Source organism: Methylosinus sp. PW1, assembly GCF_000745215.1.
GTDB lineage: Bacteria > Pseudomonadota > Alphaproteobacteria > Rhizobiales > Beijerinckiaceae > Methylosinus.
The window spans coordinates 2,875,330-2,900,170 of the sequence record NZ_JQNK01000009.1; the positions used below are offsets into that span (position 1 = coordinate 2,875,330).

At 66.0% G+C, this 24,841-nt stretch carries 26 protein-coding genes; 17 read left to right on the top strand and 9 right to left on the bottom strand.

Going from position 1 to position 24,841, the window contains the following annotated elements; genetic code table 11:
- Positions 1-2: 2 nt before the first annotated feature.
- Complete coding sequence (locus K369_RS23185; RefSeq protein WP_036294642.1) at positions 3-536, bottom strand: invasion associated locus B family protein; 534 nt, start codon at positions 534-536, stop codon at positions 3-5.
- A gap of 346 nt (positions 537-882) precedes the next feature.
- On the opposite strand from K369_RS23185, the gene coxB reads away from it, so the two are divergent.
- The 11 genes from coxB (at position 883) to K369_RS23240 (ending at position 10,624) form a co-directional block, all read left to right on the top strand.
- Positions 883-1,758 (top strand): cytochrome c oxidase subunit II, encoded by an 876-nt coding sequence (gene coxB, locus K369_RS23190; RefSeq protein ID WP_036294645.1) that lies wholly within the window; start codon positions 883-885, stop codon positions 1,756-1,758.
- A gap of 52 nt (positions 1,759-1,810) precedes the next feature.
- On the top strand, positions 1,811-3,478 hold the full coding sequence (ctaD, locus tag K369_RS23195) for a cytochrome c oxidase subunit I (protein ID WP_036294648.1): 1,668 nt from the start codon (positions 1,811-1,813) through the stop codon (positions 3,476-3,478).
- Between the two features lie 187 nt (positions 3,479-3,665).
- Positions 3,666-4,604, top strand: a complete 939-nt coding sequence (locus tag K369_RS23200; RefSeq protein ID WP_036294652.1) for a heme o synthase — start codon at positions 3,666-3,668, stop codon at positions 4,602-4,604.
- Positions 4,605-4,615: 11 nt separating this feature from the next.
- Positions 4,616-4,798 carry a hypothetical protein gene (locus K369_RS23205; protein WP_018266732.1) on the top strand — a complete coding sequence of 61 codons (183 nt, stop codon included), beginning with the start codon at positions 4,616-4,618 and terminating at the stop codon, positions 4,796-4,798.
- Between the two features lie 7 nt (positions 4,799-4,805).
- Entirely contained in the window at positions 4,806-5,399 is a 594-nt protein-coding gene (locus K369_RS23210) for a cytochrome c oxidase assembly protein (RefSeq protein ID WP_018266731.1), read from the top strand.
- Between the two features lie 107 nt (positions 5,400-5,506).
- Positions 5,507-6,370, top strand: a complete 864-nt coding sequence (locus tag K369_RS23215; protein WP_036294656.1) for a cytochrome c oxidase subunit 3 — start codon at positions 5,507-5,509, stop codon at positions 6,368-6,370.
- Between the two features lie 107 nt (positions 6,371-6,477).
- Complete coding sequence (locus K369_RS23220) at positions 6,478-6,858, top strand: DUF983 domain-containing protein (RefSeq protein WP_036294658.1); 381 nt, start codon at positions 6,478-6,480, stop codon at positions 6,856-6,858.
- Positions 6,848-7,576, top strand: coding sequence for an SURF1 family protein (locus K369_RS23225; RefSeq protein WP_036294661.1), 729 nt, complete (start codon positions 6,848-6,850; stop codon positions 7,574-7,576). Before K369_RS23220 ends, K369_RS23225 begins: the two co-directional genes overlap by 11 nt.
- A gap of 94 nt (positions 7,577-7,670) precedes the next feature.
- On the top strand, positions 7,671-9,083 hold the full coding sequence (gene thrC, locus K369_RS23230; protein ID WP_036294664.1) for a threonine synthase: 1,413 nt from the start codon (positions 7,671-7,673) through the stop codon (positions 9,081-9,083).
- A gap of 10 nt (positions 9,084-9,093) precedes the next feature.
- Positions 9,094-9,693 carry a GNAT family N-acetyltransferase gene (locus K369_RS23235; RefSeq protein WP_036294667.1) on the top strand — a complete coding sequence of 200 codons (600 nt, stop codon included), beginning with the start codon at positions 9,094-9,096 and terminating at the stop codon, positions 9,691-9,693.
- Between the two features lie 151 nt (positions 9,694-9,844).
- Positions 9,845-10,624, top strand: coding sequence for a WecB/TagA/CpsF family glycosyltransferase (locus tag K369_RS23240; protein WP_036294669.1), 780 nt, complete (start codon positions 9,845-9,847; stop codon positions 10,622-10,624).
- A gap of 349 nt (positions 10,625-10,973) precedes the next feature.
- Here K369_RS23240 and hisG read toward each other — a convergent pair whose 3' ends face one another.
- The 5 genes from hisG to rpsO form a co-directional block, all read right to left on the bottom strand.
- On the bottom strand, positions 10,974-11,948 hold the full coding sequence (gene hisG, locus K369_RS23245; protein WP_036294671.1) for an ATP phosphoribosyltransferase: 975 nt from the start codon (positions 11,946-11,948) through the stop codon (positions 10,974-10,976).
- Positions 11,945-13,084, bottom strand: a complete 1,140-nt coding sequence (locus K369_RS23250; RefSeq protein ID WP_084570795.1) for an ATP phosphoribosyltransferase regulatory subunit — start codon at positions 13,082-13,084, stop codon at positions 11,945-11,947. Before K369_RS23250 ends, hisG begins: the two co-directional genes overlap by 4 nt.
- A gap of 94 nt (positions 13,085-13,178) precedes the next feature.
- Positions 13,179-13,748, bottom strand: coding sequence for a hypothetical protein (locus K369_RS23255; protein WP_036294673.1), 570 nt, complete (start codon positions 13,746-13,748; stop codon positions 13,179-13,181).
- 229 nt (positions 13,749-13,977) lie between these two features.
- Complete coding sequence (gene pnp, locus K369_RS23260; protein WP_036296398.1) at positions 13,978-16,125, bottom strand: polyribonucleotide nucleotidyltransferase; 2,148 nt, start codon at positions 16,123-16,125, stop codon at positions 13,978-13,980.
- Between the two features lie 371 nt (positions 16,126-16,496).
- Positions 16,497-16,766, bottom strand: coding sequence for a 30S ribosomal protein S15 (rpsO, locus tag K369_RS23270; RefSeq protein WP_018266720.1), 270 nt, complete (start codon positions 16,764-16,766; stop codon positions 16,497-16,499).
- A 366-nt stretch (positions 16,767-17,132) separates the two neighbouring features.
- On the opposite strand from rpsO, the gene K369_RS23275 reads away from it, so the two are divergent.
- Positions 17,133-18,050: an AEC family transporter gene (locus tag K369_RS23275; protein WP_036294677.1), complete on the top strand. Its 918-nt coding sequence runs from the start codon at positions 17,133-17,135 to the stop codon at positions 18,048-18,050.
- Positions 18,051-18,064: 14 nt separating this feature from the next.
- On the opposite strand, the gene K369_RS26830 is transcribed toward K369_RS23275, so the two are convergent.
- Together K369_RS26830 and K369_RS23280 are read right to left on the bottom strand one after the other, a co-directional pair.
- The gene (locus K369_RS26830; RefSeq protein ID WP_156968031.1) at positions 18,065-18,241 is read right to left on the bottom strand and encodes a hypothetical protein; all 177 of its coding nucleotides are present in this window, start codon (positions 18,239-18,241) and stop codon (positions 18,065-18,067) included.
- Between the two features lie 216 nt (positions 18,242-18,457).
- Positions 18,458-20,227, bottom strand: a complete 1,770-nt coding sequence (locus tag K369_RS23280; RefSeq protein ID WP_036294679.1) for a symporter-like protein — start codon at positions 20,225-20,227, stop codon at positions 18,458-18,460.
- Positions 20,228-20,347: 120 nt separating this feature from the next.
- Between K369_RS23280 and glpE the strand changes: the two genes are divergently transcribed.
- Positions 20,348-21,145, top strand: a complete 798-nt coding sequence (gene glpE, locus K369_RS23285) for a thiosulfate sulfurtransferase GlpE (RefSeq protein WP_036294680.1) — start codon at positions 20,348-20,350, stop codon at positions 21,143-21,145.
- A 3-nt stretch (positions 21,146-21,148) separates the two neighbouring features.
- Here the strand turns inward: glpE and cobT are convergent, their stop codons facing one another.
- The gene (cobT, locus tag K369_RS23290) at positions 21,149-22,162 is read right to left on the bottom strand and encodes a nicotinate-nucleotide--dimethylbenzimidazole phosphoribosyltransferase (RefSeq protein WP_036294681.1); all 1,014 of its coding nucleotides are present in this window, start codon (positions 22,160-22,162) and stop codon (positions 21,149-21,151) included.
- A gap of 54 nt (positions 22,163-22,216) precedes the next feature.
- Between cobT and K369_RS26835 the strand changes: the two genes are divergently transcribed.
- The 4 genes from K369_RS26835 to K369_RS23305 all read left to right on the top strand — a co-directional run bounded on the left by K369_RS26835 (position 22,217) and on the right by K369_RS23305 (position 24,772).
- Entirely contained in the window at positions 22,217-22,486 is a 270-nt protein-coding gene (locus tag K369_RS26835; RefSeq protein WP_156968032.1) for a hypothetical protein, read from the top strand.
- A 287-nt stretch (positions 22,487-22,773) separates the two neighbouring features.
- Positions 22,774-23,319 carry a hypothetical protein gene (locus K369_RS23295; RefSeq protein WP_156968033.1) on the top strand — a complete coding sequence of 182 codons (546 nt, stop codon included), beginning with the start codon at positions 22,774-22,776 and terminating at the stop codon, positions 23,317-23,319.
- A complete protein-coding gene (locus tag K369_RS23300; RefSeq protein WP_036294686.1) occupies positions 23,316-24,137 on the top strand; it encodes a hypothetical protein in 822 nt (273 codons plus the stop codon). The genes K369_RS23295 and K369_RS23300 overlap by 4 nt, the downstream gene beginning before the upstream one ends.
- Positions 24,134-24,772 carry a hypothetical protein gene (locus K369_RS23305; protein ID WP_036294688.1) on the top strand — a complete coding sequence of 213 codons (639 nt, stop codon included), beginning with the start codon at positions 24,134-24,136 and terminating at the stop codon, positions 24,770-24,772. Before K369_RS23300 ends, K369_RS23305 begins: the two co-directional genes overlap by 4 nt.
- Positions 24,773-24,841: the final 69 nt, after the last annotated feature.

Consider the following 24,841-nt stretch of genomic DNA (forward strand, 5'->3'; position numbering starts at 1 on the left):
CATCACGGCAATTTGGCGAATCCCTCCTTGAAGCCGGCGAGCGACAAGGGCAGGCCGACGCCCTCGTCCGGCGTCAGATAGATGACGAAAGTCGCGGTCTTGCCGTTCTTGAGCTGGTCGACGAGCGCATCGTCCATCACCACATCGGCGACGCAGCCCGACGGCAGGCAGCGCACGAAGCCGGTGTCGCCGATGCGCGTCTTGTCGATGGTGAGGCCGAGGCCTTTGATGAGCAAGACATTCAGCGGCGCGATGACGCGCAGCAGCCGGCTCTTGCCGTCGCTGGTCTTCAGCACCACGACGACGAGATTGACATTGGCCTTGTCCTCCGCGGCGACGCTCTGAATCAGCGCGCATTGCTCGGCGGCCGCGCCGGCCGGCGTCTCGCAGCGAATCTCCCAATCGCCATATTTCGATTTGACGGCGCCCTGCGCCGCGGCGGGCGAGGCCATAGACCATGCTGCGACTGCGAAAAACAGCCCCGCGACCACATGTCGCAACCTCGCGAGCCGGAGAACGGCGGCGTGCGGCCTCATTTTCGCTCCATCTTTTCTTCGATGCGGATTCCTATGGCCCTTAGGATCGAAACCGGGCCAAATCGGGGCGTTACGAAAAATCTCGAAGGTCCAGTCCTGCGTAGCAAATGGCCGCCCGCTGTCAAGCCGCCGGGCGCCGACGCCGCAATTTTGCGCAGAGCCAGGTGGCGCGACTTTTTGTCAGGCAGACTGTGGCGCCGCAGCGATTGCGCGGCGCCGCTGTTTGTGGTTGAACCCGCGTGGGAATACCTGACGGGCCGGATTTGTGGCGGGTTCGGGCCGATCTATAGCTACCGGATAACAAAATCATAACGACCTTGTTCCTGAGGTCCGAGAGGCGATCTTCATGCTCATCGGCAGACGACTCACACTCCGCCGCGCGGCCTTGATGGCCGGCGCCGTATCCTCCTTGCTCCTGCTCGCCGGCGTCGCATCCGCCGAGGTGATCGGGCAGCCCACTCCGGGAGGCCTCGGTCTTCCGGCGACAGTGACGGAAGTCGGCGCCGAGACGCAGTTTTTCTACAATGTCATTCTGCTTCCCATTATCAGCTTTATCGGTCTCTTCGTTCTCGGCCTTCTCATCTACGTCTGCTGGCGCTTCAACGAGAACGCCAATCCGGTTCCCTCCAAGCTCACCCATCACACCGGCCTCGAGGTCGTCTGGACGCTGGTTCCGGTGCTGATCCTGGTGTTCATCGCCATCCCCTCCTTCCGCCTGCTCGCGCATCAGGTCGAGATTCCCGAGCCGAAGGTGACGATCAAGGTCACGGGCAATCAATGGTACTGGTCCTACGCCTATCCCGAGGATCAGGGCGGCGGCTTCTCCTTCGATCAGTTCCTGAAGCCGGAGGCCGAGCTGAAGCCCGAGAATGGCGACGTTCGTCTGCTCTCGGTGGACAATGAGGCGGTCGTGCCGGTCGGCGAGGTCGTCAAGCTGCAAGTGATCGCCTCCGACGTGATCCACTCCTACACGATTCCGGCCTTCACCGTCCGCATCGACGCCGTGCCGGGCCGCCTGAACGAGACCTGGTTCAAGGCCGAGAAGGAAGGCGTCTACTACGGCCAGTGCTCGAAGATCTGCGGCAAGGATCACGCGTTCATGCCGGCCGCCATCCGCGTCGTCTCCAAGGAGAAATACGCAGAATGGCTGGTCGAGGCGAAGAAGAAGTTCGCCCAGGCCGACGGGCGCATGCGCGTCGCCGACGAGAGCGCCGCGCGCTGACCTTCTCGCATCGCCAACCGAACAAAGCCAAGCATTCTCGAGGATCACGACCATGGACGCCATCTCGACCGAGGCGGGGGCCCACCACGACCACCCTACCGGCCTGCGCCGCTTTCTCTTCTCGACCAACCATAAAGACATCGGCACGCTCTATTTGATCCTCGCCGTCGTCGGCGGCCTCATCGGCTTCCTGATGTCCATGGCCATTCGCGCCGAGCTCGCGCATCCGGGCATCTCGGTGTTTCCGGGCATTTCCGCGCTGCTGCACGGGACCGATCCGACCAATATCGACGCGGCCAAGAATCTCTACAATGTGTTCATCACCGCTCATGGCGTGCTGATGATCTTCTTCTTCGTCATGCCGGCGCTGATGGGCGGCTTCGCCAATTGGTTCGTGCCGATCATGATCGGCGCGCCGGACATGGCCTTCCCGCGCCTCAACAACATCTCCTTCTGGCTGCTCGCCGTGGCGCTGGTGCTGGTGGTGCTGTCGACCTTCGCGGAGGGCGCTCCGGGCTCGCTCGGCTTCGGCGGCGGCTGGGTGTTCTACCCGCCTCTGTCGTCCAACACGGGCCATCCCGGGCCGGCGATGGATTATGTGATCCTTTCGCTGCATCTGGCCGGCGCCTCGTCGATCCTCGGCTCGATCAACTTCATCACCACCATCTTCAACATGCGCGCGCCGGGCATGACGCTGCACAAGATGCCGCTGTTCGCCTGGGGCATGCTGGTGACGGCCTTCCTGCTGGTGCTGACGCTGCCCGTGCTCGCCGGCGCCATCACCATGCTGCTGACGGACCGCAACTTCGGCACCACCTTCTATGATCCGTCGGGCGGCGGCGATCCGATCCTGTTCCAGCATCTGTTCTGGTTCTTCGGCCACCCGGAAGTCTATGTTCTGATCCTGCCGGCCTTCGGCATCATCAGCCACATCGTCTCCACCTTCTCGCGCAAGCCCGTGTTCGGTTATCTCGGCATGGCCTACGCCATGGTGTCGATCGGCTTCCTCGGCTGCATCGTGTGGGCGCACCACATGTATACGGTCGGCCTGTCGCTCAACGCGCAGCGCTATTTCGTCTTCGCCACAATGGTCATCGCGGTGCCGACCGGCATCAAGATCTTCTCCTGGATCGCGACCATGTGGGGCGGCTCGATCTCCTTCCGCGCGCCCATGTGGTGGGCGATCGGCTTCATCTTCGTGTTCACGCTCGGCGGCGTCACCGGCGTCGTGCTGGCCAACGCCTCCGCCGACCGCCAGCTGCACGAGACCTATTACGTCGTCGCCCACTTCCACTACACCATGTCGCTCGGCGCGGTGTTCGGCGTCTTCGCGGGCTTCTACTACTGGTTCCCGAAGATGACGGGCTACATGTACAACGAGACACTGTCGAAGGCGCATTTCCTGCTGCTCTTCGCCGGCATCAACCTCGTCTTCTTCCCGCAGCACTTCCTCGGCCTCGCCGGAATGCCGCGCCGCTACATCGACTACCCGGACGCGTTCGCGCTGTGGAACTACTGGTCGTCGGTCGGCGCCGCCATCGCCGCGGTCAGCGTCCTGCTCTTCTTCTACACGGTCGCGGAGGCTTTCCTGCGCAAGCGTGAGGCGGGCAATAATCCCTGGGGCGTGGGCGCGACGACGCTCGAGTGGACGCTGTCCTCGCCGCCGCCCTTCCATCAGTTCGAGACCCTCCCGCGGATCACCGGCTCGGGCCACCACTGAGGCAATTCCCTCCGGCCGCGGCGCAAGCCCGTCGCGGCCGGAGCGATCCGGCTCTTCTCCCGGGACGAGCGCCCCGCGAGACCTTCGGAACGATCGCCGACACGACGACGATCTCCGCGAGACAATGATCTTCGCGTGACCGTCGAAAATCGAGAACGAGAACGATCGCCAAGAAAAGAGTGAGAGCATGAGCGACGCCTCCTTCATCCTCGACGAAGCTTCGGCCCCGCGCGCGCCTGTCGCCGCCCCGGGCGATTATTTCGCTCTGCTGAAGCCGCGCGTGATGTCGCTCGTCGTGTTCACGGCGCTCGCCGGCGTTCTGCTGGCGCCGACTGCTCCGCATCCTTTCATCGCCTTCGCCTCGCTGCTGGCCATCGCCGTCGGCGCGGGCGCGTCGGGCGCTCTCAACATGTGGTACGACGCCGATATCGATCGGCTGATGACGCGCACGCGCCGCCGGCCCATTCCCGCCGGCCGTCTCGACCGCGAGGAGGCGCTCGCCTTCGGCCTCTTCCTCTCCATAATGGCGGTGTTCACGCTCGGCCTGGTCGCCAATTGGCTGGCCGCCGGCCTGCTCGCCTTCACCATCTTCTTCTATGTCGTCGTCTATACGATGTGGCTGAAGCGCTCGACGCCGATGAACATCGTCATCGGCGGCGCGGCCGGCGCGCTGCCGCCCGTCGTCGGCTTCGCGGCGGCGACCGGCGCCGTCGATCTCTCCAGCGTCATTCTCTTCGGCATCATCTTCATGTGGACGCCGCCGCATTTCTGGGCGCTGGCCCTGGTCAAGCGCGAGGAATATGGCGCCGCCGGCATCCCCATGCTGCCCAATGTGCATGGCGAGACGCGCACCCGCCTCGAGATTCTCGTCTATTCCATCTTCCTCGCGCCCATCGGCGTCGCGCCCTATCTGCTGGGTTTCGCCTCGCCGGTCTATGGCCTCGTCTCGCTGCTGCTGGGCGTGGCGCTCGTCGCCTGCGCGGTGGAGGTCTATCTGCGCCGCGACGGCGACAAGGCGCGCCGCGCGGCGATGCGCCTCTTCTTCTTCTCCATCGTCTATTTGACGCTGTTATTCATGGTTCTGGTGATCGAGAGGCTCGTCGCCCTCTCGTCCTGGCTCGCCTGAAGGAGCATCGCATGACGATCGGCCGACACGAGGACACTGAGCGGCGAGAGGGCGTCGTCCTCACGCCGGAGCAGGCGAAGAGCCGCCGCGCCCGCAATATTGCGATCGGCGTCGCCGTGGCGCTGTTCGTGGCGCTCTTCTATTTCGTCACCATTGTGAAGCTCGGCGGCAACGTCGTGCCGCGAGCCGGATGAGGTCGTGATGGGCGCGGATCGCAAAGAGAAAGGCCATGCCGGCAGGGGCGCCGCGCTGCTGATCGGCGGCTCGGTGGCGATGCTGATTCTGTCCTTCGCCTCGGTCCCGCTCTATCGCGCCTTTTGCTCCGCCACCGGCTTCGGCGGCACGACGCAGGTCGCCAAGCTCGCGCCGGCCAAGCCCGGCGAGCGCAGCATCGGCGTGCGCTTCGACGCTAATGTCGCGCGCGATCTGCCCTGGCGCTTCGAGCCGGAGACGCCCCGCATCGTGGTGCGCACCGGCGAGACCGCGACCGTCTATTATAAGGTCGTCAATCTCTCCGATCAGGAGACGAGCGGCGTCGCCGCCTACAATGTCAGCCCGGATCAGGCCGGCGCCTATTTCGACAAGCTGGCCTGCTTCTGCTTCTCGGAGCAGAAGCTCGCGCCGCATGAGAGCGCCGAATGGCCGGTGGTGTTCTTCCTCGATCCGGCGCTCGAGGCCGATGAGACGATGGCCCGCGTCGAGGAGATCACGCTGTCCTATTCCTTCTTCGCCTCCAAAAAGCCCAAGGACGCAAAGCCCAAGGAGGCGGCGAGCGGCGTGAAGCCGAAGACGTGACGTAAAAAGAATGCGACGGGGGGCGCCCGCGGCGGGGCGAGCCACTCGAGCGAATGGAGCCCTGTGAACGAGACCGGCCCGGCCGGCGAAATCTCGAGGATACTGATATGTCGGACGGACACGCGAAACCCAATCACGATTATCATCTCGTCGATCCGAGCCCGTGGCCGCTCGTCGGCTCGCTCGCCGCGCTGTTCACCGCGATCGGCGCCATCTATTGGATGAAGGGCCTGCCGCTGCTGGGCGTGAAGATCGGCGGCCCGCTGCTGTTCAGCGCCGGATTCGCCGGCATTCTCTTCACCATGTGGTCCTGGTGGAGCGACATCATCCGCGAGGCCGAGCATGAGGGCCATCACACCGCGGTCGTGCAGCTGCATCACCGCTATGGCGTGATCCTCTTCATCCTATCCGAGGTGATGTTCTTCGTCGCCTGGTTCTGGGCCTTCTTCAACTCGGCGATCTTCCCGGCCGATCCGCAGCAGTTCGCCCGCACCGAGCTGTTCCAGGGCGTGTGGCCGCCGCATGGGATCGAGGTGCTCAATCCCTGGCATCTGCCGCTGCTGAACACGGTGATCCTGCTCACCTCCGGCGCGACGCTCACCTATGCGCATCACGGCCTGCTGCACAATAATCGCGACGCGCTGAAGAGGGGCCTCATCGCCACCATCGCGCTCGGCCTGATCTTCACCGGCGTCCAGGCCTATGAATACGCCCATGCGCCCTTCGCCTTCAAAGGCTCGATCTATGGCGCGAGCTTCTTCATGGCGACCGGCTTCCATGGCTTCCATGTGATCGTCGGCTCCATCTTCCTGATCGTCTGCCTCGCGCGCACGCTCGCCGGCCAGTTCAAGCCGGAGCAGCATCTCGGCTTCGAGTTCGCCGCGTGGTATTGGCATTTCGTCGACGTCGTCTGGCTGTTCCTGTTCGCCTCCATCTACGTTTGGGGCAACTGGGGCGGCCATATGGAGTGACGGGACGAGTCCAATTCGGCTTCTTTTGAGAGAAGCGCCGACGGGGTCTCGTCGGCGCTTCTTTCGTTTTGTCGATCTCTCGCCCTCGCAAAAGGGATAGGAACATCATGGCCGCGGACGAACACTCCACCGTCAATCCTTATGTCGCCGGCCTGCTCGGCCGCTGCCCGCGTTGCGGCAAAGGACATTTGTTCCGCGGTTTCCTCACGCTCGCGCCGAGCTGCGAGGTCTGTGGGCTCGATCTCGCTTTCGCCGATTCGGGCGATGGGCCGGCCGTCTTCGTGATGACCATCGCCGGCTTCATCGTCGTCGGCGCGGCGCTCTATGTCGAGGTCGCCTATTCGCCGCCCTATTGGGTGCATGGGCTGATCTTCCTGCCGCTGACGATCATCGTCTGCGCCGGTCTGCTGCGGCCGGCCAAGAGCCTGCTGATCGCCTTGCAATATTTCAACAAGGCGGAGGAGGGGCATCGCGCCGATGAAGGCTGAAGCGCGCGCTCTTATCGGGCCGGCGATCTTTTCGCTCGTCATGGCGGCGCTGCTGGCCGGGCTCGGCGTCTGGCAGCTTCGGCGCCTCGCCTGGAAGGAGGCGCTGATCGAGCGCGTCGAGACGCGCGCGGCGGCCGCGCCCGTCGCGCCGCCGCCGCGCGCGCAATGGGACGCTCTCGCGCCGCATGACTATGATTTCACCCATGTCCGAACGTCCGGCCATTTCGATCTTGCGCGCGAGGCGCTGATCTTCTCCCCGCCGCCCTCCGGCGCAGGGGTGGAGCCGGGCTATCGGGTGATCGCGCCTCTGCTGCTCGACGGCGGCGGTGCGATCCTAGTCGATCGCGGCTTTCTGCCGCTGTCGCAGCGCGGCGACGAGACCCGCAAGCGCGAGCCTGCCGGTCCGGTCGCGATCGCCGGCCTGCTGCGCGGGCCGCAGGCGCGCAATCTCTTCACGCCGGCCGATTCGCCGCAGGAGGGCCTGTTCTACACCGCCGATGCGCGGGCTCTGGCCGCCTATCTCAAAATCGCCGACGCCGCGCCCTTTCTGCTCGAGCTCGATCCGGCGACGCCGACGCCCGGCCTGCCGCGCGTCTACGACCACAATATCGAGCTTTCCAATAATCACCTTTCCTACGCCATCACCTGGTTCTCGCTTTCTGCCGCGGTCGCGGGAGGCTTCGCCTTCTACGCATTCGGCCGGCTGAAGCAGCGCTGACGCGGCCGCTCATTCTCGAGCGGCGCCGAATCTCACGACGATTTCGGCGCCTTCGGACTTTGCCGGCGCCGCCTTCGCGGGTAGAAGAGACGCCGTGCGCTACATTTCCACACGCGGCGAAGCTCCAGAGCTCGCCTTCGAAGACGTTCTCCTCGCCGGCCTCGCCTCCGACGGCGGCCTCTATGCGCCCGTCTCCTATCCGGGATTGGCGCGCGGCGATATCGCTTCTCTCGCCGGCCTCCCCTATGCCGAGGCCAGCGCGCGCATCATCGCGCCTTTCCTCGGCGAGGCCTTCGACGGCGCCGAGCTGCGCGCTCTGACGCAGAGCGCCTATTCGGGCTTCCGTCACAGCGCCATCGCGCCGCTGACGCAGATCGCCGACAATCTCTTCGTCCTCGAGCTGTTCCATGGCCCGACGCTGGCGTTCAAGGACGTCGCCATGCAATTGCTCGGGCGCATGATGGACGCCGTCCTCGCCCGTCGTGGCTTGCGCGCGACCATTGTCGGCGCCACCTCGGGCGACACGGGCGCGGCGGCGATCGAGGCCTTCGCCGGGCTCGATCGCGTCGATGTCTTCATCCTCTATCCGCATGAGCGCGTCTCGGACGTGCAGCGGCGGCAGATGACGACGGTCGAGGCCGCCAACATCCACACCATTGCGCTGCGCGGCTCCTTCGACGATGCGCAATCGATTCTGAAATCGCTGTTCCGCGACGCGCGCTTCCGCGAGAGCGTCGGCCTCGCCGGCGTCAATTCCATCAATTGGGCGCGCGTCGTCGCGCAGACGGCCTATTATTTCACGAGCGCCGTCGCGCTCGGCGCGCCGCATCGCGAGGTGAGCTTCGCGGTTCCCACAGGCAATTTCGGCGATGTGCTGGCGGGCTATGTGGCCGAGCGCATGGGCCTGCCCGTCGGCAAGCTGGTCATCGGCACCAATTCCAACGATATTCTCGCGCGCACGCTGGCGACAGGCCGCTATGAGCTGCGCGAGGTGATTCCGACGCAATCGCCGTCGATGGATATTCAGATCTCGTCCAATTTCGAGCGTCTGCTGTTCGACGTCTATGGCCGCGACGCCGCGCAAATTCGCGGGCTGATGGGCGCGCTGGATCAATCCAAGGGCTTTACCGTCGCCCCCGCGCCGCTCGAAGCGATCCGCGCCGAATTCGAGGCGAGCGCGGCCTATGAGGCCGACACGACGGAAGAGATCGCCCGCACCTATCGCGAGACCGGCTATATTCTCGATCCGCACGCCGCCACCGGCGTTCACGCGGCGCGAAAACGCCTCGCGATCGACCCCGCGACGCCGATCGTCTCGCTCGCCACCGCCCATCCGGCGAAATTCCCGGACGCCGTGGAGCGCGCCATCGGCAAGCGCCCGCCGCTGCCCGAGCATCTCGCGCATATTCTGGACGCGCGCGAGCGCTTCACCGTGCTCGACAATGATGCGGGCAAGGTCGCGGCCTTTATTTCCGAGCGCGCCCGCGCGGCGCGCGCCACGGTCTGAGAGGGCTTCCATGGCGCTCTTCGGCCTGGTTCCCGCCTATCGCGATCTTCCGCTGCGCGGCGAGGGCGTCTATCTGCGTGGCTCGGAGATGCGGGACTTCGTCGCCTGGGCGTCGCTCAGGGAGCGCAGCCGCGCCTTTCTGACGCCCTGGGAGCCGACCTGGCCGTCGGATGATCTCACGCGCGGGAGCTTTCGCTATCGCGTGCGCCGCCACGCCGAGGAGATGGCGCGCGACGAGGCCTATTCCTTCTTCGTCTTCCGCGAGGCGGACGACGTTCTCGTCGGCGGCTTGACGCTCGGCCATGTGCGTCGTGGCGTGTCCCAGGCGGCGACGCTGGGCTATTGGATGGGCGAGCCCTATGCCGGCAAGGGCTATATGTCCCGCGCCGTGCGCGCCGCGCTGGATTACGCCTTCAGCCGCCAGCGCCTGCATCGCGTCGAGGCCGCCTGCCTGCCGTCCAACGCCGCCTCCATTCGCCTGCTGGAGCGCAATGGCTTCCATCAGGAGGGCTTCGCGCGGGCCTATCTCAACATCAACGGCCAATGGCGCGACCATCTCCTCTTCGCGCGGCTCGACAGCGACCCCTCGCCGGCCCGCCGGCCGCTTTGAGCGGACAGGACGGTAGCTCCGTCCGTCGTCCCGTTTCGAATCCGCACAGAACAGCGCCGATTCTGTCTGGCACGCATCTCTCAGCCTACCCTTCGACATTGCCGACCACGTTTCGAAACGGGACGGCAGGCGAAAAAAGGGTAGCGTATTCATGGCGTTCCAGCGTAAACCGGCGTTCCGGGACATCGAGGAGATCACTGTTGGCGGCGTTCGCGTCGCTCGGCTCGATCTCGCGGCGACCGCGCGGCTGATGATCGAGGCGGCTCTCCGCCCCGCGCGGGAGAATGGGCCGCTCTATCTCACCTCCGTCAATGGCGAGGTGCTGGCGCGTCGCCGCGCCAGCCGCGAATTCGCCGAGCTCGTCGACGAGGCCGATCTCATCAGCGCCGACGGCCAGCCGCTCGTCTTCGCTTCGCGCCTGCTGGGCGCGCGGGCGTTGCCGGAGCGCGTCGCCACCACGGATCTCTATCCGCTGGTCGCCGAAATGGCCGCGCGCGAGGGCGTCACCTTCTACCTCTACGGCGGGACGGAGGAGGTCAATCGCGCGACCTATGAGGTCACCAAGCGCCGCTTTCCGGGCCTGCGCATCGTCGGCCGCTCGCATGGCTATCTCGCCGGCGAGGAGCTGGAGCGCAAGATCGACGAGATCGACGAGCTGGCGCCCGATATCGTCTGGCTCGCGCTGGGCGTGCCGCGTGAGCAGGAATTCGTGCGAAAATGGAGCGATCGCCTTCGAAACGTCAAAGTGATCAAGACATCTGGAGGCCTGTTCGATTTTGTGGCCGGCGCCAAGAAGCGCGCCCCTATGTGGATGCAGAAGGCGGGCCTCGAATGGGCCTTCCGTCTTCGGCTCGAGCCGCGCCGGCTGTTCTTGCGCTATGTGACGACCAATCCGATCGCGTTGCTGCTGCTATTGCGCCACACGCATTGACCGTCCTCGCACATCCGCCGGCGCGTCGAAGCCGGCGGGCGTCCGAAGCCGCAGTGTAACGAGTTCGGCTTTGGGTCCCCGGCGCGCCGCGCCACTCCGCCAGCGCCGGGGACGACGCCGATCATCGGCGAATTCTCAAAATGGGAAAAGTTCGGCCGCCTGCGCCATTCAAGCCGAAGGCGGGCGCGAAGGCCCCCTCCCTCACCCTCCCCCGCTTCGCGGGAGAGGGGGCGGCCAGCGTTGGGCGAAATTTCGATGAAGCGCGGCATCTGCTCCCTCTCCCGCGCAGCGGGGGAGGGCTGGGGAGGGGGCTCGTCCGGCTATCGGCGCTTTTCGCGCCGCAACCCGATCAAATCCGCCCTTGCAGCCGGCTCCACAGCGCATTTTCCGCGCTGAACACATAGTCCAGCCGGGCGCTCGTCACCGTGCGCGCGCCTTTGGCGATCAGCCAATCGGCGAATTGCGGCGCGCCATCCGCCGGGGCGGAGAAGGCGAAAAAGCCGCCGTCGCCGCGCTCGCGCAGCTCAACGGAAAATTTCTCCGCCGCCTCGGCGAGGAGGGCGTCGTCCAGCGTCACGCGGGCGCGGATCTCGCGCGTGGTGCGGGCTTGCTCCTCGGCCGCTATGCGCGAGAGGATGATGCGCGCCGCCTCCCGCGCCCGCGGCGTCCAGGGCGCGGTCAGCGAGGCGACGAGATTGGCCTGCGAGCGCAGGATCACGCCATCGTCCAAAGTCTTCAGCGCATTGGCGACGAGTGTCGCGCCCGTGGTGGTGATGTCCACGATGAGATCGGCGGAGCCCGCCGCCGGAGCGCCTTCCGTGGCGCCGGAACTCTCGACGATGCGATAATCGCCGATAGCGTGCTTGGCGAAGAAGCGCCGCGTCGTGTGGATATATTTGGTGGCGACGCGCAGCCCGCGGCCATGGCGGGCGCGAAAGCCGGCCGAGACATCGGCGAGATCGGCCATGGTCCGCACGTCGATCCAGGCCTGCGGAACGGCGACCACCACATTGGCCTTGCCGAAGCCGAGCGGCGCCAGAATCTCCACCTTGCTCGCCGCGTCGGCAATCGTCTCGCGCACGAGGTCTTCGCCCGTCACGCCGAGATGGACGTCGCCGCTGGCCAGCCGCGAGGTGATCTCGGAGGCGGAGAGAAAGGCCGCCTCCGCATCCTCCACTCCGGCGAGCTGGCCGCGATAGTCGCGCGCCCCGCGCCCCTGCGTCACTTCTATGCCCGCGCGGGCGAAAAAGGCGTTGGCGTTCTCCTGCAGCCGACCCTTGGAGGGAACGGCGACGATGAGCTTGTCAGGCGTCGTTGCGGTCATGCCGCGATTCCTTTGCGCGCCGTCAGCCGGTCGACCCATATGGCCGCGCCGACAGCGGGAATGTCCTGTTTCGCGCCCAGCGTCTTCAGCAGGCGATCATAGCGCCCGCCGCCGATGAGCGCCGGGCCGGCGGGCTCGCGCCGCGCCTCGAAGACGAAGCCCGAGTAATAGTCGAGCCTCCGCGCGAAGCTCGCGGAGAAGCGCACGCGATCGAGATCGACGCCGCGCGCCGCGAGAAAGCCCGAGCGCGTGTCGAGCGAGTCGAGCGCCGCGGTCAGGTCGAGCGCGGCGTCCTTCGCCAGCTCGCGCAGCGCGGCCGCGGCCTCGTCGATCTGGCCCTGAATGGCGAAAAAAGCGTCGACCAGCGCATGCTTCTCGGCGCTCACGCCGGCGCCGCCGGCGAGAGCGGCCTGATCCAGAAAGCGCTCGGCGATCTCCCCGGCGCTGCGGCCGCCGACCGGCGAAATTCCGGCGATGGACAGAAGATCCTCGACGAGCGCGCGCGCCTCCTTGGCGTCCACCTTCTCGAGCGCGGCGAGCACGCCGGCGTGCTCCTTGCCATTGGCCGGCGGAGCGAAAATCTGCGACAGCGACTCGCCGCGGGCGTGTCCCGTCTCGAGACGCCGGCGCCAGGCGGGCGGCAGATCGAGCCGATCCAGAAAGGTGGAGACGAGGCCGGCGTCGCCGGTCTCCACATGCAGCGCCACGCCATCGGCCGCGGAGGCGGCCTCGAGGGCGGCGGCGAGAATCTCGGCGTCGGCGGCTTCGCGATCGTCGCGGCCAAAGCTCTCGAGCCCGGCCTGCAACAGCTCGCCGCTGCCCGTCTCGCCCTCGGCGGGAAAGCGGAACACAGTGCCGCCATAGGCGAAGGAGGCGGGCGCCCCCGCCGTCGCCGAGGCGAGATAGGCGAGGCAGACGGGGATCGTATATTCCGGCCGCAGGCAGACGTCGTCGCCGGCGGCGTCGCTGGTGAGGTACAGGCGGCCGCGGAAATCCTCGCCCGAGCGGTCGAGGAAGACGCCGGCCGGCTGCAATATCTTCGGCTCGCAGCGGGTAAAGCCCGCGCGCTGAAACGACGCCAATATCGCGCCGAGAGCGTCGCCGCTCGATAAATCGGTTTTCGCCGCCTCGTTCACGCCTCTAATCCCTCTCTTGCGGCCCTTCCTTAGCAAGCGCGGATGACATTCGCATCCGCTTTCGGGAGGGAGGGTGAACGGGACGAGGGTTCGGTCAGCGCTCGCACTCTTTGGGCGGATTGTCGTCCGACCAATCGGCGAGCGAAATCGTCTGCGCCTTGATCTCGATCTTCTTGCCGTTGCGCGTTCCCTTGCCGGAGAGGAAATTGAGATCGCAGCTCTTGCCGGCGTTGGGGTCGATCGTGTCGCGGCTCGCATAAGTGAAGCCGGCGACGATGAGCGCGCCATTGCGGCGGATGACCGTCAAAGTCTCGCTCCAGCGGTCGCGGCCGATCGAATCATTCTCGGATTTGATCAGCAGCGAGCCCTTGTCGCTCACCGCCAGCGAAGGCCGCTGGCCGGCCATGCCGCCGTTCCAGGCGGCGTTCTTCTTCACGAAGGCCGGCTTGGCGCCGGCGCGCAGAGCATCCTGATCGAGCCCGAGATAGACATAGAGATCGGCGCCATTGTCGAGATTGTCGACGAGCACGGCGAGATCACGGCCGCCGCCATCGGAGAGATAGATCGGTGTCGCGGAGAGAATGCGCTCGAGCGGCGCGGTCTCGGCGACAGCGGGGGAGGCGGCGAGCAAGAAAGCGACGAGAAAGGGTGGACGAAATCGCATTGGAAAAACCCTTACGAAATAAGTCGCGGGGGCGCACCCTCATCCGACCCCGCTTCGCGGGGCCACCTTCTCCCGCGCGCGGGAGAAGGGAGCGCCCTGTTCTTCTGTATGTGGGAATAAGAGACGACACTCTCGACGCGGGATCCTTCTCCCGCGAGCGGGAGAAGGTGGCCCTCGCGTCAGCGAGGGTCGGATGAGGGCCCGCGCCGGGCGAGCCCCATCTGTCGCGTCACTCGCCGGCGTTGGCGGCCGCCTCGGCCTTTTCCTTGGCCTCGAGGTCTTCGCCGGTCTGCTGATCGACGACGCGCATGGAGAGGCGCACCTTGCCGCGATCGTCGAAGCCGAGCAGCTTTACCTTCACCTTGTCGCCTTCCTTCACCACGTCGGTGGTCTTGTTCACGCGCTGCTTGGAGAGCTGCGAGATGTGAACGAGGCCGTCCTTGGCGCCGAAGAAATTGACGAAGGCGCCGAAGTCGGCGGTCTTCACCACGGTTCCCTCATAGATCTGGCCGACCTCGGGGTCCGAGGCGATCGACTTGATCCAATTGATCGCCGCCTTGATCGAGTTGCCGTCGGAGGAGGCGACCTTCACCGTGCCGTCGTCCTCGATATTGATCTTGGCGCCGGTCTTCTCGACGATCTCGCGAATGACCTTGCCGCCGGTGCCGATCACCTCGCGGATCTTGTCGGTGGCGATCTTCAGCGTCTCGATGCGCGGCGCGAACTCGCCGAGCTCGGCGCGCGAGGTGGTGAGCGCCTTGGCCATCTCGCCGAGAATATGCAGACGGCCCTCACGCGCCTGGCCCAGCGCCACGCGCATGATCTCTTCCGTGATGCCGGCGATCTTGATGTCCATCTGCAGCGAGGTGACGCCGTCCGACGTGCCCGCCACCTTGAAGTCCATGTCGCCGAGATGATCCTCGTCGCCGAGAATGTCGGAGAGAACGGCGAAGCGCGCGCCCTCGAGGATGAGGCCCATGGCGATGCCGGCGGTCGGCTTCTTCAGCGGCACGCCCGCGTCCATCAGCGCCAGCGAGGAGCCGCAGACGGTGGCCATGGAGGAGGAGCCGTTGGACTCGGTGATCTCCGAGACGACGCGCAGCGTGTAGGGGAATTCGGCGGCGGCCGGCAGCATCGGACGGATGGCGCGCCAGGCGAGCTTGCCATGGCCGATCTCGCGGCGGCCGGGCGAGCCCATGCGGCCCGTCTCGCCGACGGAGTAGGGAGGGAAGTTGTAATGGAGCAGGAAGCGCTCCTTATACGTCCCCTCGAGCGAGTCGACGAATTGCTCATCCTCGCCCGTGCCCAGCGTCGCGACGACCAGCGCCTGCGTCTCGCCGCGGGTGAACAGCGCCGAACCATGCGCGCGCGGCAGCACGCCCACCTCGGCGACGATCGGGCGCACCGTCTTCACGTCGCGGCCGTCGATGCGGATGCCGTCGTCGAGAATGTTCCAGCGCACGACCTTGGCCTGCAGATCGTGGAAGGCCTCGGCGACATGCTCCTTGGAGAATTTCGCCTCGCCGCCTTCCGGCAGCAGGCCGGCGAAGACCTTGGCCTTCACCGCGTCCACGGCGGCGTAGCGATCCTGCTTCACCGTGATCTTATAAGCGGCGCGCAGCTCGGTCTCGGCGATGGCGGCGACGGCGGCGTTGACCTCGGACTTGTCGGCGACATTGAGGTCGCGCGGATCCTTGGCGGCGCGCTCGGCGAGGCGGATGATCGCGTCGATGATGGGCTGGAAGCCGCGATGGCCGGTCATCACCGCCTCGAGCATGACGTCCTCGGAGAGCTCCTGCGCCTCCGATTCCACCATCAGCACCGCATCGGACGTGCCGGCGACGACGAGATCGAGCGCCGAGAGCTTGGCCTCCTCGATGGTCGGATTGAGCTTGAGCTGGCCGTTGATATAGCCGACGCGCGCCGCGCCGACCGGACCCATGAAGGGAATGCCCGAGAGCGTCAGCGCCGCCGAGGCGGCGACCAGCGCGAGAATATCCGGATCATTCTCGAGGTCGTGGCTCAGCACGGTCACGATGACCTGCGTGTCGTTGCGATAGCCGTCCGGGAACAAGGGGCGGATCGGCCGGTCGATGAGGCGGGAGACCAGCGTCTCGCGCTCGCTGGGGCGGCCTTCGCGCTTGAAATAGCCGCCCGGAATGCGGCCGGCGGCGAAGGCTTTCTCCTGGTAATTCACCGTCAGCGGGAAGAAGTCCTGGCCGGGCTTGGGCGCCTTGGCGGAGACGACGGTCGCGAGCACAGTGGTCTCGCCCCAGCTGGCGAAAACGGCGCCGTCCGCCTGGCGGGCGATCTTGCCGGTCTCGAGGATCAGCTTGCGGCCCGCCCAGTCGAGCTCTTCGCGATGGATTTGGAACATGTCTTTCGTCTTTCTCTCATGACGCGCCATGTCGCGCGTCGGCTTGGCGAGGCGTCATGGGCAAGACGGCGAGAGGCTGCGGGGCGGGGATTTTCAAAGACGCGAAGCCGCGAACGCTTCGAAAGATCCTCGCCTCAGCGTCCGGCGATCCTGCCATGACGATCTGCCGAGGGCCGGCGGCGCGGCCCCATGCCGCCCGCCGAACATTGGAAGGGCCGCCCTTTCGCGCATCCCTTCCGGCAATGAAGCGGCCGAATCGTTCGGCCGAACCGTTTTTTCATACGCGAAATCGCGGCGGACCGCGATCTCGCTTTCTCTCGACCTCTTTCGAGGCGCGTCCCGCGAGCGGGCGTGAGCTCAGCGACGCAGGCTCAGCGACGAATGCCGAGACGCTCGATGATGGAGCGATAGCGCGGCTCGTCTCTCGACTTCACATAGTCGAGCAGCTGACGGCGCTGCGACACGAGCTTCAAGAGACCGCGACGCGAATGATTGTCCTTCACATGGGTCTTGAAATGGCCGGTCAGATTGGTGATGCGCTCGGTGAGGATCGCCACCTGCACTTCCGGCGAGCCGGTGTCGTCCGGCTTGGTCGCATATTCCTTGATGAGCGCCTGCTTGCGCTCCGCAGTGATCGACATCGGTGAGGTCCTTTTCTTTTCTGCTGTGGGTCCGCGGGCCGCGGCCGGGGCCGGGATGTCGTCCAGCGAGGGTCGCCGCGAGCGGAGCCGCCCGGAAAACCGGGCGCGCGAGGGGCTTATAGCAGAAACGAGCGGGAAGGATAGAGAGCCCTCTCCGCCGGGCTCGGGAGGCGGCGATGCGCCGCGGCCGACCGGAAACGTGGAGAAAATTATCCTCTCATTTCCGCAGGGCGGAGCGCAGCCTTCCGCTGCGGCGGCGCGCGACAGACTTTATATCCATTTGATCGGCGCTGTAAATCATTGCTATGACAATGGCTTCGGAACTTTTGTCGCGCCGTTCCGCCGGGGTCAGGAGAGGTTTCTCGCATGTCGGCCGTGCTGACGGCGCTCGCGCCGATTTTCATCCTCATATTTCTGGGCTATGCGTTCCGCCATCGCCGCCTCCTGCCGGAGGAGTTCTGGCTTCCTTGCGAGCGGCTGAATTATTTCTGCCTGTTTCCGTCGCTGATGTTCGCGCAGATCGCGACCGCCGATCTCGCCGACCTTCCCTTGCGCGCCATCGCCGCCACCGTGCTGGGCGCGGCCGCCGCCGGCGGGGCGCTGATCTTCGCCGGCCGGCTGTTGCGGCCGCAGGCGGGGCCGACCTTCTCCTCCGTGCTGCAGGGGGCGGTGAGGCCCAACACTTATGTCGGCGTCGCCGCCGCCACCGCCGTCTTCGGCCGACCGGGGCTGATGGCGACCTCCATAGCGATCGCCATCGCCATTCCGCTGTTCAACATTCTCTCCATTCTCATCCTCGCCTTCTATGGCGAGCAGAAGAGCGCCGATCCACGCCGCCTCGCGCGCGCCATCGCCGGCAATCCGGTCGTGGTCTCCGTGCTCGCGGGGGCGCTGGCGAATCTGTCTGGCCTGCCGCTGCCGGCCGTGGCGCTCGAGACTCTGCATGTGCTCGGCTCCGCCTCTCTGCCGCTCGGCCTGCTCTCGGTGGGCGCAGGGCTCGATCTCGGCGCGGCGCGCGTGTCACTGGGGCCGGTGCTGCAATCGGCGGCGGTCAAGCTCGTCGCTCTGCCCTTCTTCGCCTATTGGATCGGCTCGGGACTCGGCCTCGATCGCGTGACGCTGAGCGGAATGGTGCTGTTCAGCGCGCTGCCCTGCACGCCCTCCGCCTATATCATGGCGCGGCTGCTCGGCGGCGATCATCGCGTCGCGGCGGGCATCATCAGCGTGCAGACCCTCGTCGCCGGAGTCACCATGCCGATGGCGCTGGCGCTCTCCGGCGGCTGATCGCCTTTTCTCCGTCACTGCGCCGCCGCGACGACCGCAGCGCTCGTCTGTGCGGCGCCGGCCGCCCGTTCGCGCAGCGCGCCGCGGTCGTCGAACTCGGCGATGAGGGCGGCCTTCTCGTCGGCGATGCGGTCGCGCTCGGCGGCGATTCGATCACAGTCCGCCGTGGCGGCGTCGAGCCGCGCGCGCATATCATCCCGTTCTTCGACCGCCTTGTCGCGCGCGGCGGCAAAAGCGGCGTTGTCGCCGGCCCATTTATCGCGCTCCGATGTAAGCGCGTGGATTTGCGTGATCAGATGATCGCGCTCGGCCGCGAGGTGGAACGACGACGCCTCTGTTGCTCGAGTTCTGCTTTTTCGTCATCGTGAGCTCCTTTTAAAAGAAATAGTTGAAAATAAAGCCGTGTCTCAAACTCCTTTATCGAGATGCAGCACATTGCCGTCGCCGCGTAAAATCTCTTCTACGAAACTACGTGATTGTGGGGTCTCTCGCGAGAAAGCCTGCGCCGAAACGCCGCCGGCGAGCAGCCCGGCGATGGCGCCGCAGAGTCCCGCCCAGGCGAGCTGCTCTATGTCCGGCGCCGACGAATCGACGATCAACGTCACCGCCATTGTCGCGACGCCCGCCAATTGGCCGATCATCGCATCGCGGTCTTGCGCGCGCGCAAACAGCGCGAGGCCGATCAGCGGAACGAAGCCCGCCGCCGACAGCGCCAGCGCCATGCCGACGAGCGTGCGCGCGTCTATGGCGTTGGCCGCGCTCGTCGCCGAGCCGAGCGCGGTGACGCCGACCAGCGCCAGCCGCGTGATGGCGAGGCGCCGGCTGGTCAGCGCCGATTCGGCGCGCAGGCGATAGAGCGCGTCATGGCCGACAGCCGCCGCGCAGGCGTGCAGGCTGGCCGCCGCCAGCGCCAGGCCGACGGCGATGACGCCGGAGGCGACGAGGCCGCTGAGCGCGGCGCCGAGCTTGGCCAATTGCGGCAGCGCGCCGATGAGATATTCCGCGCGCACGGAAATATCCTCCGCTCGCAGCGGCGCCGCGGGCGCCAGTCTGCGGGCGAGGCAGGCGGCGCGCGCCTGCGCCGGCCCGTCCGCCTTGGCGCCGCAAATCTGCAGCAGGCCGCGCGCGCTCGCCGAATAGATGGATTCGGGGAGCCGTTCCGGGGTCTGGCCGACGGCGACATTGGAGACGATCAGCGCGGAGGAGGCGACGGTCGCCGCCACCAGCGCCGCCGCCGTCAATGTCCAGAACAGGGCCGCGATCCCGGCCCGCCGCGCCGCCGCGACATCCCGAGTCGCCACCGATGGCGTGAGGGCGGGCGCGAGAGTGGCCAGGCCGAGCGCCAGGCCGAGCGCTGTGGTGATCTCGAGCGCGACCGGCGCCGGCCGGGCCAGCCGCCAATTCTGGATGATGCGGGTCGCCTCGCTCCAGGCGGCCTGATCGCCGATGAGCGGCAAGGGCGTCGGAAAGCCTTCGGCCATGAGGGCGATCTGCGGCAGAGCGAAGCCCGCCATCAGCACGCCCGCGGCGGCGCAGGCGCTCCACAGCACGCCGCCGACGCCGCCCGGTCCTGCGATCAGGAGAATCGCCGCGCCGATGAAGAAGGCCGCGAATGGCCGGCCCGCGCCGGTGAAGCCGACCAGCGCGTCCACCGCCGTCTGATAGCCGGCGAGCGCCACGATCGCCGAGGTGAGCGCGGCGACGGCGATCATGCCGAGCCGCGGCTCCATGCGCGAGAAGCGCGCCGCCAGCAGATCGGACAGAGAGAACGCCCCGGTCTTGCGCAGGGCCGGCCCCACCGCTGCGCCGATGAGCGCGACGCCGAGCAGCAGACCGAGCGTCACGCCAAGCGGCGAGCCGGCGCCAGTGAGCCGCGCCGCGAAAGGCGCCGCGAGGCCGGTGACCAGCGCCGCCTGCGCGAATCCGACATAGGCGGCCGGCGCCGCCCGTCCCGCCGCGTAATAGAAGGACACGCGCATGGAATGCAGCAGAAAGCCGAGCGCGGCCAGAGCGACCACGGTGAAATAGGGCGACACCAGCGCCACCAGCCGCTCCGGCGCGCCGACGCGATCGAGCAGAGCGACAAGCCCATAAGCGGTGGCGAAAGTGACGATCGCCAGCGCGATGCGTCCGTCGAGCCGCGCCCGATCCTCGAAATTCTCCGCCGTGTCCCGCATGTCGCGCCTCCTCCCGCGAGCCTAGCCGACGAGGGAGCCGAAAACCAGCGCGCGCCGTCCCCGAGGCGCGGTTGGCCCCGACTTCGCATGTCGCGGGGCGATCGTAGGGAGAAATGCGGCATGCAGGCGAATTTTCGCAGGATCGACGTCACCGCGGCGCGTCAGATCATCGGGCGCGGGCGCGCGCTGGTGATCGATGTGCGCGATCCGGACTCTTTCGCGCGCGGCCATATAGACGGGGCCGAGCTGGCGAGCCGGGAGAACATCTCCTCCTTCGTCACATTGACGCCGAAAGACCGGCCGGTGATTTTCTGCTGCTATCATGGCAATTCCAGCCAGGCCTACGCCAAATATTTCGTCGAGCAGGGATTTTCCGACGTCTATAGCCTCGACGGCGGCTATGAGGCCTGGGCGATCGCCGAGCGTTCCGCGCCCGCCGCCGCGGCGGCGCTGAGCCCGGCGCTGGAGGCTTTTCTGGCCGAGCACGGCTTTGCGCCCGGCGACGCCAATGGCCGCAACAAGGACAATGTGACGCCGCTGATGGTCGCCGCGCGCCTCGCTCCGCCGGCGCTGGTCGCCGAGCTGCTGCAGGCCGGCGCCGATCTCCACGCAACCAATGTGGACGGCAATCAGGCGCTGTGGCTCGCCTGCGTCGGCGAGATAGAGGAGAATATCGCGCTGCTGATCCGCGCCGGAATCGACATTCAGCACATAAATGTGAACGCCTCGACGCCGCTGATGTTCGCCGCCTCCTCCGGCCGCACCCGCGCGGTGGCGCAATTGATGGCGGCCGGCGCCGACCCGTCTTTCGAGACCGACCTCGGCCTCACCGCGCTGGACATGGCCTCCACCAAGGAATGCCTCGATCTGATGCGCGCGGAGGCGAAGCGCCGCAAGGCCGCGGCCGCCGCCTCGTGACGATCAGCCGTCCTTGCCGCTGACGCCGGCGCTGGCGAAAGTCGCCATGCCGCTGTGGCAGGCCAGCGCCGCCTTGACGAGGCCGATCGCCAGAGCGGCGCCGGAGCCTTCGCCGAGCCGCATGCCGAGATCGAGCAGCGGCTTCTTGCCGAGCCGCTCCAGCACATCCCTATGCGCGCCTTCCGCCGAGACGTGGCCGGCGAGGCAATGGGCGATGGCGTCCGGGCTCAGCGCATGCAGCAGCGCCGCGGCGACGCAGGCGACATAGCCGTCGAGCAGCACGGGAATGTGATTTCGCCGCGCCGCGAGAATAGCGCCCATCATGCCGGCGATCTCGCGCCCGCCGAGCCGGCGCAAAATCTCCAGCGGATCGGACAAATGGCCGGCGTGAAAGGCCAGCGCCGCGTCGATGACGGCGTTCTTGCGCGCGAGCCCTTCGTCGTCGACGCCGGTTCCGCGTCCGGTCCAGCGTGCCGCTGGCCCGCCATAGAGCGCCGCGTAGATCGCCGCCGCCGAGCTGGTGTTGCCTATGCCCATCTCGCCCGGCGCCAGCAGGTCGATCCCGCCGTCCACCGCCTCCATGCCATAGACCAGAGTGCCGGCGGCCTCGCGCTCCTCCATCGCGGGGGCTTCCGTGAAGTCCCGCGTCGGATGCTCGAGCGCCAGCTCGAAGACCTTGAGGCCGATTCCATGGGCCTTGCAGATCTGATTGATCGCCGCGCCGCCGGCGGTGAAATTATCGAGCATCTGCCGCGTGACGGCGGCGGGGAAGGCGGAGACGCCCTTGGCCGTGACGCCGTGATTGCCCGCGAAAACGGCGACGAGCGGCCGCTCGATCTTGGGCTCCGCGCGGCCCTGCCATGCGGCCAGCCATTCGGCGATCTCCTCGAGCCGCCCGAGCGACCCCGGCGGCTTGGTGAGCTCGGCGTCGCGCCGCCGCACGGCGTCCAGGCTGTCGCGGCAGGGGGCGGGAAGGTCGGCGAGGAGATTGCGGATGTCGTCGAAGGGCGTGCTCATGCCGCGTGGCGTGCGGCATTGCGGGGGCGGGAGTCAAGCAGGGAGGGGCGCGCGATGCGTCAAAATAGGACCTTCGGCAAGGCGCCGAATTCGATGATTGTGGGTGTCCGAGCCGAAACTGACGAGCGCTTAGAAATAGACATCGGTCGCGACATTGCGACCAACGGCGTGCGCCATTGCGAGCGCCGCGAAGCAAGGCCTAGATTGCTTCGCCGCTATGGTCGATCGAGTCGTAATACGCTCGCGTTCGGCGTCATCTGTTTCATTGTCACCAACGGCGCGCCGCACGTCGACCCTCTCTGTTCAAGTCTTTACCGCGGATGAATTTCGTTATTTCTTAATTTTCAGGACTCACACTCGAGAGCGTCGAGCAGCTTGTTCGGCTCTGTGTGGATTTTCGATTTATGAGACCATTTCTATTGCTTTTTGGAATTTTAGCTTTGATCGGATTCGTCTCGCAGGCCGGGCGGATTCCGGCGATAATTTTTCTGAACGCTCCGAGCTTAGACGCTCTGGACGAGGAGAATATCCGCCGTTCGGCGTCTCCTCGCGACATCATTTTCGGCGGGGACGTAAAAAGGCTTGCGAAGAGCGCCAAGCGATTGAGGGCAATGGCCACGTCGCCGGACGAGCCAGCGCTTTACAATCGGCTGCTTCATGTCGCCATCGTCGATAGTCCGCCGAGCGTCAAAGACCAAAAGGAGGCCCCGGAAATCGCGCTCGATCTCGGTCGTGCAGGCGCAGCGGCGGTTCTCGTGATCGCCGCCGGACCGACCGTTTGGCGCATCGAGAATGCGAGACCGGAGCAGCGCGCCAAGATCGCCTTCGAGGGGCCATCTCCCTTCGATTTAAAAAATGCCCCGGAGCACATTCTCGCCGGGTTCAGAGTCGGCGCCTTCGGCGCGGACGACTTCACCAGTCCACGCGACTATCTCGAAAACCACGGGCCGGCGCGCACGCGCCGTTATTGCGCGGCGATGGAGAAATGGAAAAAGCTGTTCGACGCCGCGCCGCGCCAAATGCGCATCTTCGTCTTTCAGTCGCCCGATCGGATCGAGGTGAACGAGGAGTTCCTAGGCGGCTCCCCGCCGCCGAAATCCTCGCCGAACTGGACGGTCGGGCAGGAATGTCACCGCTATGCGGAGAGCGATAAATGAGCTTCGGAAAACGCGGAACAAAATCGGAGAATGAGCGCCGCGCGGAAACCCGACGACTTTCTCCGGGCCAAACAAAGGGCGGCGAAAAGGCGGACGGCTTCAAACTGGTCAAACAGCTGTTGAAAATCGCCGGCGTGTTCGCGATCTGCTACGCGGGTTACAATTTCATCCTTCCTGAATTGCTGGCGCTGACGATTGGCCATCCGGTCACGGGCATGGTTCCGCCCCGTTCCCCGGAGGGACGCGCCCTTCGCCAACAAGCGATAGATCGGGCGCTCGCGGGTAGATCGCCAGAGATCCGGCAGATCGAAGTGCGTCTCGACGAGGCTTGCATGCCGACTGGAGCCCAGACCATCCATACGCCCCTCGCTCGAGTCGAATATTGGGTCGACCCGGAGCAGCAGTGGGCGGCGGACGTCCAAGATCCTCGCGGGCAGATGCACATTAAAGATGTAGCTGGCTATTTGTCCTGCGTGTCCCGGCTAGAGCGCCAGCGATTTTGCCAGCCTTACTTTCAGGCGAAATTCGCCAGTCAGCTCGAGCGCTATTTCGACACGCTGCGAACACACAATGAGAGGGCGGAACAGATTGCGAGTCTGTATCGACTGTCGAGGGCGAGAAGGCCGGGTGAGACGAATGTCGATGGCATGGCGAGCGAGCCGCAATCGATCGGCCTGCACCCGTCGGTCATAGCGACGGTCGAGGACCTGTCGCGCAATGGATATTTGTCCGCAAAGAACTTCGGCCCGTTCGGATTCGGAGTTCCGAAGGAAATCGCTTCGTTTTTGCTGCCCGCGACGCAGAAGAGCTGCCCATGAAAAGCCGCCACTCGATATTGCGCAGCGGGCTGCCGGATTGGCTGCTCGACACGAAGCTTCTCGTTGTCGTCTTCCTCCTGTGCTTTGCGGGAGTGAACGTCGCCGCAAATCTTCTAATCGCCCATCGCGCGAAAACGGCTGGGACCTGCGCCCCCTTTTCGCATGGCCCTTATCAGCCGGGACAAACCCCCGTCGCCGACTGGAGCAAAAAAGTGTGGGAGCAATTCCTCAGGAACTACGAAAGCAAAAAAATGGAGACGGGCTATGTCCTCGACGCCATCTCGCGTTGTCCGATCGGCAATTGCTCGACGGCGATGGCGGACAAGTATTATACGACGCTGACGGAGTACGGATGGAAGCACGTCATTCTCGCGCGCGACGCAGATATCGTATCGGGGACGGAAGGCGTCCGAGCCATCAACAGTCTGTTTGCGACGCCCGAGGACATGAAAATACTCGCCGACTTGAGGCGGCGCGTCGCCGAAAAGTGGTTTGACAGGACGAGGCTGGCGAATGACGCCGCGATCAGGCTGATGGTGGAGCGTGAGCCCCAGGACTTCACGATATGCCGACCGAAGGGGGATAGCGTTCCTCTTCCGCCCTTCGTTCCCATCGCCCGTCGACTGAGCAACTAACGAGAGGGATTCGGCCGAATCTTCGCGTGACCAAGGCCGAAGGTCCGCCAGCGCGTCTCCGCGCCTCGC